This window comes from Johannesbaptistia floridana (assembly GCF_057440575.1).
Window position 1 is genome coordinate 1 of the sequence record NZ_JALKVM010000320.1, and the last position, 8,036, is coordinate 8,036.

General features: G+C 38.9%; 6 protein-coding genes. 3 read left to right on the forward strand and 3 right to left on the reverse strand.

The window, feature by feature from the left end:
• Positions 1 to 193 precede the first annotated feature (193 nt).
• Positions 194 to 3,061 (reverse strand): helicase-related protein, encoded by a 2,868-nt coding sequence (locus tag MW688_RS18535; protein ID WP_486737498.1) that lies wholly within the window; start codon positions 3,059 to 3,061, stop codon positions 194 to 196.
• Between the two features lie 35 nt (positions 3,062 to 3,096).
• The gene (locus tag MW688_RS18540) at positions 3,097 to 4,443 is read right to left on the reverse strand and encodes a 1-acyl-sn-glycerol-3-phosphate acyltransferase (protein ID WP_486737499.1); all 1,347 of its coding nucleotides are present in this window, start codon (positions 4,441 to 4,443) and stop codon (positions 3,097 to 3,099) included.
• A gap of 209 nt (positions 4,444 to 4,652) precedes the next feature.
• Between MW688_RS18540 and MW688_RS18545 the strand changes: the two genes are divergently transcribed.
• Positions 4,653 to 5,522, forward strand: a complete 870-nt coding sequence (locus MW688_RS18545; protein ID WP_486737500.1) for a zinc metalloprotease HtpX — start codon at positions 4,653 to 4,655, stop codon at positions 5,520 to 5,522.
• A gap of 210 nt (positions 5,523 to 5,732) precedes the next feature.
• Here the strand turns inward: MW688_RS18545 and MW688_RS18550 are convergent, their stop codons facing one another.
• Positions 5,733 to 6,782, reverse strand: coding sequence for a carbohydrate kinase family protein (locus tag MW688_RS18550; protein WP_486737501.1), 1,050 nt, complete (start codon positions 6,780 to 6,782; stop codon positions 5,733 to 5,735).
• A gap of 50 nt (positions 6,783 to 6,832) precedes the next feature.
• Here MW688_RS18550 and pedR point away from each other — a divergent pair, with 50 nt between their 5' ends.
• Positions 6,833 to 7,144 (forward strand): photosynthetic electron transport-dependent transcriptional regulator PedR, encoded by a 312-nt coding sequence (gene pedR / locus MW688_RS18555; protein ID WP_486737502.1) that lies wholly within the window; start codon positions 6,833 to 6,835, stop codon positions 7,142 to 7,144.
• A gap of 116 nt (positions 7,145 to 7,260) precedes the next feature.
• The gene (locus tag MW688_RS18560; RefSeq protein ID WP_486737503.1) at positions 7,261 to 7,860 is read left to right on the forward strand and encodes a DUF6391 domain-containing protein; all 600 of its coding nucleotides are present in this window, start codon (positions 7,261 to 7,263) and stop codon (positions 7,858 to 7,860) included.
• Positions 7,861 to 8,036: the final 176 nt, after the last annotated feature.

Sequence of the window (8,036 nt, forward strand, 5' to 3'; positions counted from 1 at the left end):
TAGGACTAAAGTCCAACTACGAACCAAGTTTGTAGTAGGGCTAAAGCCCGATTATATTCTAGGACTAAAGTCCAACTACGAACCAAGTTTGTAGTAGGGCTAAAGCCCGATTATGCTTTTGGACTAAAGTCCAACTACGAACCAAGTTTGTAGTAGGGCTAAAGCCCGATTATGCTTTTGGACTAAAGTCCAACTACGAACCGAGGAGTATATAAATACCTAAAATATCCATAGGTAATTGAGGTTCTACTTGGCGAAATGTACCTTCTTTAGTAAATTTTCTGACTCTTCGATGAGATTGTAGTAAATCCTCTGACCTAGAGCTGGCGATCGCTGTTAAACTAGGTGTTAACTCATCCAGTCTATTGAGTACTTTTTTTACCCATTCTTGTTTTTGATCATACTTTATATCTCCAGTCGGTACAGCATTATCTAATAAGTTTAAAGTATCTTCTGCTGACAACCATTGAGGATTATTCGGTGTGCCTGTAAAACCTCTGACTAAACATTCTTCTGCTAACAGAGGATTGGTTTTATTGCCTGTCAGTAAATGTCTCAATCGCAGTAAAAATATAAAAGTAGGTTTAGTAACAGCATTAGTGATAGTTACACCACAACGAGCCGCTATAGCTTCAGAATTTTCTAAAGCTTCCTCAAATAGATAACGGGCTAATCCTTCCACAAGGGGATGATTTCTGCCGATGTATTCCACCTCAGAAGCTACAGGAGTGGTAAAAGCTATTTTACGGGATTTATCCCCAATCGTAGGCTGGAGACAGGCAGGAATAGTCACTAACTCCCACCATTGTTTTTTCTTAACTAGGGGTGTACCTAATTTTTCACAAGCATTGATAACGAATCTTTCTACATCTTTTTCATTGCCAAGTATTTCATCTGATTCTCTTAATTCTTGTTTAACTTCCTCAGGTTTAATCGCCCTTTGAGCAAAACGAGTGCGATTTTGCTTTTCTCTTTCCACTGTTCTATCAAAATTATCATGAAGTTGTTGAATTGGGGAATCTTCTTCTAAATAATCAAACAGGCTTAATTGACGTTCTCTTGTAGAATGTTCAAATAAAGACTTAAAAATAGCTTCTTGAACGCTACTACTCTGCATCGTTACTGGTACACTAATGCCTAAGCTGCGATGGATTGTTACTGCTTTGCGTAACAACACTTCAAGTATGGCTCCATCTACCGGATTATCCTCACCATATATCAAAATACATTTAACTTGAGATAAAGGTTGTCCATAGCGATCTATTCTCCCCTCTCTTTGTTCTAAACGATTAGGATTCCAAGGTAAATCTATATGCAAACAAGCGTTAAAATCTTCTTGGAGGTTAATTCCTTCGCTGAGACAATCTGTGGCTACTAATACTCGTTGGGCATAGGATTTCAATTCTTCTAGTCTCACTTCTCTTTCTGAATCTGATAATTCCCCAGTAATAGCAATAATCCTTATTTGACTACCTCGTTTCTTTTCTAAGGCTTCTTGTAAAGCTTGGGCGTAGTAATTAGCTGTAGCTATGTAGCGACACCAAAGAATAGGTTGATAACCTTCTTGCAGTAATTTTTTGACTAATTTAATTGTTTGTTGGAGTTTTTGGTCTTTTTCCCCTATTAATTCCTTAGCTAACTTGACAAATTCTCTTAATTTACGTTTTTCCCAACTTTGGTAACTTTGTGTTCCCTGTTCTATTACTACTGATGGTACTACATCTACTGATTTTTCTTGTTCTGTGGCATCATCAATATAGGGAGAAGCAAGGTCATCATAAGATAAGTTTAATTCATCTATATTTTTAGTTAGTTCCGTGGGATCGCTTTTCTTCTGGGTTTGTTTCGATAAAGTGGCGATCGCCGCAGGCGGTGAAGACATAACACAACGAATAATGGCTAAAGCTGACCAATATCTCCCTCTTTTCTGGGCATAACTTAAACTTTCATCTACAGATTGCACTAACCCTCTAGCAAAATCAAAGACATCTTCAAATAAATTTCGATATTCTCTAGATAAGGGATAAGCATATTCTAATGATTCTCGCTGGGGAAAATGTGTGTTTTCATTCATCCAATCTTGAACATCTGCTCTTCTGCGTTGTACAAAGTATTTAGCTAGTTCAATACGCTGATTTTCTGGTAAATCATCTAGAGAATAATCACTAAACTCAGGACGTAAAAACCCCAAAATAGATAGAAAAGATTGCTCAATGCCACTATGAGGAGTAGCCGTTAACAAAATCAGATGTTGCTCTTGATTTTCTGCCAATTTGCTCACTAACTGATATCGCTGTTGTGTTGCGCCTTCTTGTCTTTGAGTGGCAGTATGAACTTCATCTACTATCACTAAATCGGGACAATGAGCTAAAAAACTGGCTCGACGACGGTCTGATTTTGCATAATCTAAACTTACTATGATATGGCGATAGTAACTAAAAATATGACTATCTCCCAGGGGTAATTCTTTTTCAAGCTTCCCTACTGTGCCTGAACGTATTACTACTGCCTCTATATTAAATTTTTGCTTTAATTCAAGCTGCCATTGATCGCATAATTGAGGAGGACAGAGAACACCTATACGCCGTATTTCTCCCCTATCTAACATTTCCCTGGCAACTAAAGAAGCTTCTATTGTTTTGCCAATTCCTACATCATCAGCTATCAGCAATCTAATTGTTTCTTGTCTTAAGGCCATTAATAATGGTACAAGTTGATAAGGGCGAGGGCGCACTGAGAGACGACCTAAACAACGAAATGGTCCGGCACCACTACGGAGATTTAGTCTCGCGGCATCTAGTAATAATTTTCCTGCTTGGTGATTACGTAAGTATTCGGGTTGAGGAGGCGCAAAGGTAGCTGATTCAATTTTTTCTCCTAAGATAGTATAAATCCCACAAATTTGTTCTTCACTTCCCGATAAAGGACGTAGCTGTATGAGGTTTTCTCGGTCAGAAGGTAATACTACCCAATGACGTTCTCTACATTTGACAATTGAACCTACTGGCGGGATTGTCGATATTTGTTTAGACTCAGTTTGATTGGATAAGACAAAATCCATAGGTAAGATACTTTAATAATACTAAGACATTTATATTAAACTATATTGATTAATTTAGTTAAATCCTGTTGTAAATCTTGAGTTAAATTAAGAATGGCTCGACGACGACTAGTGCGATAATCAGATATGCGATCGCTCACGGAAATAGGTGTACCAATAGTAATTTCTACCCGTTGTTTACCTAACTTAGGACGAGGAAAAGCGTTAACGCCTTTGAGTTTAGCTACTAAATCTGATAATAAGAGAGTTGTTTCGGCAAAGCGCTCCACGGAGGGGTTTTCTTTAACATAAGAGCCAGTTGCTGCCACAAAAGTTTCAGCTATTCTCATGTGCCACATTCTTAAATTAGCTTCTTCGGCTACCAAATTACCTAAACCTTGTTCAATGGGAGGTAAATTTTTAGGGTTTTTGAAATCTTCTCTATAGATATAATCCCAGCCTGCTTGCTCTAAACGACGACAGCGATCGCTAAAATTACCTTTAGGAGTGATAGAAAAATAAGTTTCAGCGACTTTTAGAGCTGTATCTAGTAATTGTGGTAATCTTTCTGGGAGAGTATCACCCTTTGGTTCTATTTTTTGATGATAGTATTTTTTATAGAAGTTTTCCATCAACTCTAATAAATATTCTCCTAGTTGATAAAGTCGAGGATAGAGAGATTCGGGAGTTGGATTAGATACTTTTTCAGACTTTAAACCACAATCCTGTTCAAGTTTACTCAACAAAGAGGAGATTGCACCCCAGGGAGAATCTTCGTAATAGTATTGAATTCCTATGGGCAAAATCACCACTTTTTCTTGTCTTTGGGCTTTTTCGAGATCTTCTACACACCAAAAGCCTAATTGAGCGATTCCTGGCTCTAGAGGGCTGATAATTTGACTATGCCCATTGGTAGCGCCTTCTGGGGAGGCAGCCATAGGAAATTTACCATTTAAAAAGAGTTCTCGTGCTGAGCGTAAACCCTCCCAATCTAGTTTACCCCGTTGGATGGAGCTACCACCTAAGTTAGCGTAGAGACTACCTGTCCATTCTCCTGCCCAAAGAGGAATACCGCGATCAAAAATAAAATGAGCATGGGCGAGATTAGGTCCATCTTTACCTTGTTGACGCAGTTCTTTAGTAATTATCTTCCACATCATGTATGCTAAACAGATGGGATCATCACTATCTGGGTGACGAAAAGCCATCAGGAAACGTACTTTTTCTTGAGCAAAATCTTGATATAGTTTAACTAAGGTTTCTGTTCCCTTGGTGTCTATTTGTGTAATATTAGTTTGCAGTTTTATCCACCAGGGTAATATTAAGCGTCCTGCATTTAATACTAGGGGGTTAAGATTAGGAGGAATAAACTCTAAAGGTGGTTTAGCCTGAAATGTGGACATTTTAGTTTTATGAATTTTTGTTTATGGTAAGTATTTTAAGATATTTTAGATAAATTTACCTTTTATCCAAACTGCAACTAGTTTACTTAACTTTTGGCAAAAATTAGAATGTAGTTGTTATGCTTAATAATTTTTATGAATTTTAACCAAATTATCAGTACTTTTGTTCAATAATATGATAGTTAGAAAAAATAATTAGAGTTATTCCTATGAATCAACTAAAAACTTTAATATTGTTAGCTGTATTAAGCGCTCTATTGATTAGCATCAGCTATTATGTTATCGGTGGAACAACAGGAGCGTTAGTAGGTTTAGTTTTAGCTGCCGTAACTAACCTGGGATCCTGGTTTTTTTCAGATCGTATTGCTTTATCCGCCTATCAAGCTCAACCCTTAAACCGTGCCCAAGCACCAGAAATTTATGCCATGGTAGAAAAGTTAACCCAGGAAGCGGGGATGCCTATGCCGGGTATATATATTGTGCCCACAAATTCCCCTAATGCCTTCGCTACAGGGCGAGATCCTCACCATGCAGCCGTTGCTATGACACAGGGTATTATTAATTTACTCCCAGCCGATGAATTAGAGGGGGTAATCGCTCATGAATTAAGTCATATACGTAACCGAGATACTCTTACCCAAACAGTTGCGGCAACAGTAGCCGGAGCTATTTCATACTTAGCACAAATGTTGAGTTATAGTATGTGGTTTAGAGGGAGTTCTAGAGATGGCGATCGCGGTGGTAATATTTTTGGTATACTCTTGACGGTGATACTAGCCCCGATTGCTGCAACAGTGATTCAATTAGCGATTTCTCGTACTAGAGAATTTGCCGCTGATGCAGGTGCAGCCAAATTAACCAAGAATCCTCGGGCTTTAGCTCGTGCTTTAGAGCGTTTAGAAACCCAAGGAAGACAGATGCCTATGGGAGGAAATCCAGCCTTTGAGCCATTATTAATCAGTAATCCCATATCTGGTCAGTTTTTGGGGAATTTATTTGCTACTCATCCTTCTACCGAAGCGAGAATCCAAAATCTTTTTCAACTTGAAGCGGAAATTAATCGCCATCAAATTAGTTAACAGTAATAAGCTAATACGCATTTAAACTGGATATTATCAAATTAACTAAAAAACTGATGGTCATCTCTGTTCCCTCTTCCCTGTCAAAGGTGGGCTACCAAGAGCGCCGGTTTCCGGCGCTCTTGTCACACCAACGTTCCTTCCTTGTCTTCACAATTCAATTACCAGGTTTTAGCCTAATAATGACAAAAATTTGGTAACTTAGTCAAGCTAAAATTTAATTCCCCCATTCTCTTCTACCTCCTTAGGGGTAGGTTGAGCATCAATAGCACCAGGTTTAGTTGTGGTCAAACCTCCCACTATACAAGCATAACTAACAATTTCCCTTGCTTGTTCAGGATTTTCTAAACAACCAATCCCCCTTTGACAGAGTTGATGAATAAATCCGGCGACAAAACTATCTCCCGCGCCTGTGGTGTCTACAACGGGGAAAACTGGAGGATTAACCTTGCCTTCACTGTTGCTGAGACAGTAACTTACAGTTTCAGCACCATTAGTAACAATTACCCCCTCTAGAGTACCAAAACGATGAACAATAGCGCCAGCATCCTTAGTATCAAATAACCATAAAGCTTCTTCTGCTGAGAGTTTCACAAAATCCACAGATTTGATTAATTTCTGAATCATCGGCTTAGCAGCATCGGGATTAGGCCAAAACATGGGACGCCAATTCACATCTAGAACAATTTTTAGATCATAACGGTCGGCTAATTCAATGCTGCGCCAAATTGCTTCACAAGTCAAGGGATAGGCTAATTCCAAAGTCCCTAATACCAAAAACTCCCCATTGACAAATAATTCCTCGGGTAAATCAGTAGGAGATAAATAGGCATCGGCAAAGATATCTGGAGGTTGATCTCCAAATCCCGCAAAAAGGCGATCTCCTTCAGCAGAACGTAACACGTACACTTGGCGTGTTGGAGCACTAGGATGAATAACTACGCCTGTGGTATCTACTCCTACTGTTTCCAATAACTTTTTTAATTCTCTTCCGGCTGAATCGGCGCCAATACTCCCTACATAAGCTGCTGTTGTGCCCAATTTAACTAAAGCACAAGCCACATTAGCAATTGCTCCTCCTGGATAGGATGAATAAGAGTTCACTTCTTCCCAAGATGCTGCAACATCATCAGCTAAACAGTCAAAGAGAATCTCTCCCAAACAGATAACAGTAGGTCTACTCACCTTCATAGTTTCTCCTAGTTTTTTATGTAGAATATCAAAAAAATATAAATTTTCGGCGTCTTTTTTAATCTTCATTTACAATAAAACCAGTAAAGGTGAGTAAATTTGCTAAGGAATAAATACTTATGAATACCAGGAAGAACAAAAAAGGCGTCAATCTTTCAGAAAGAGAGTTAGAAATTTTAGAGTTAGTCTCTGATGGTCTAACTAATCTAGAAATTTCTCAACGTTTAGAAATTAGTAAGCGCACTGTAGATAACCACATTACTAACATTTTAAATAAAACCTCCACAGGAAACCGTGTAGAACTTTTGCGCTGGGCATTACAATGGGGAAAGATTTGTATTGACGATGTCAACTGTTGTCCCATTAATGAAGAAATCAAACCAGAATTTAATCAAGAAACTCAAATCAATTCAGAATTACCTAAGCATTGAGTTATGATCATGTTCTAACGCCCTGGCTTTTATCTTTGTTTTGTAGATAAATCTAACTAAACTAAATAATCGAATAGTTATAATAAAAGTCCAATTTTCACCACATCGATTCAGCAATGACCATGAATACAGCTAAACATCAAAACTACTGGGAATCCGTATACTTTCAACCAACTATAGACCAAGATAGTCAACTTTTAAAAAATATAGGCTTTATACCTGGTTTAAAAGAATTATTAATGCTACGTCAAGTCCATGCTTTGGAACACGGAACTATCTGGCAATTAAATAATGATAAAGATGAGCAAAATTTGGGAGGGTTATCTACTGAACAAGGTTTTTATCTATACGGCAATGTGTCTCCATCAAGTTTATCTCAAGCAGTAAATGAAGCCCTAAGGCGATTTAAAGCGGGAGAATGGCAATTAGCTGTACATCCTCGTTGTGGAACTAATTTATCTGTAGGGATGCTGTTAGCGACTGGATTTGCTTTTACCAATCAGTTTATCTTGCCACGTGATTTTTTTAGCCAATTGTTAGGCTTCGGCGTAACTACTAAACTAGCTATGGAATTGGCACCGGAAGTGGGACAATTAGTGCAAAAATATTTAACTACAGGGATTCCTTTTAATTTGAAGTTAGTATCTGTGGAAACTACTCAAGATTTTTTGGGTCGTGATGCTAAGTTTGTCCGCCTACAGTGGCAAGATATTTAGCAAGCCTTTAGGGGATGCAAGCCCCAGGAGGGCGCCAGCCCCAGGAGGGCGCCAGCCGCCGGCAAAGGGCGCAAGCCCCAGGAAGGAGAGGGCGCAAGCCCCAGGAGGGCGCAAGCAGAAGGAGGGCGCAAGCCGCAGGAAGGAGAGGGCGCAAGCCGCAGGAAGGAGAGGGCGCA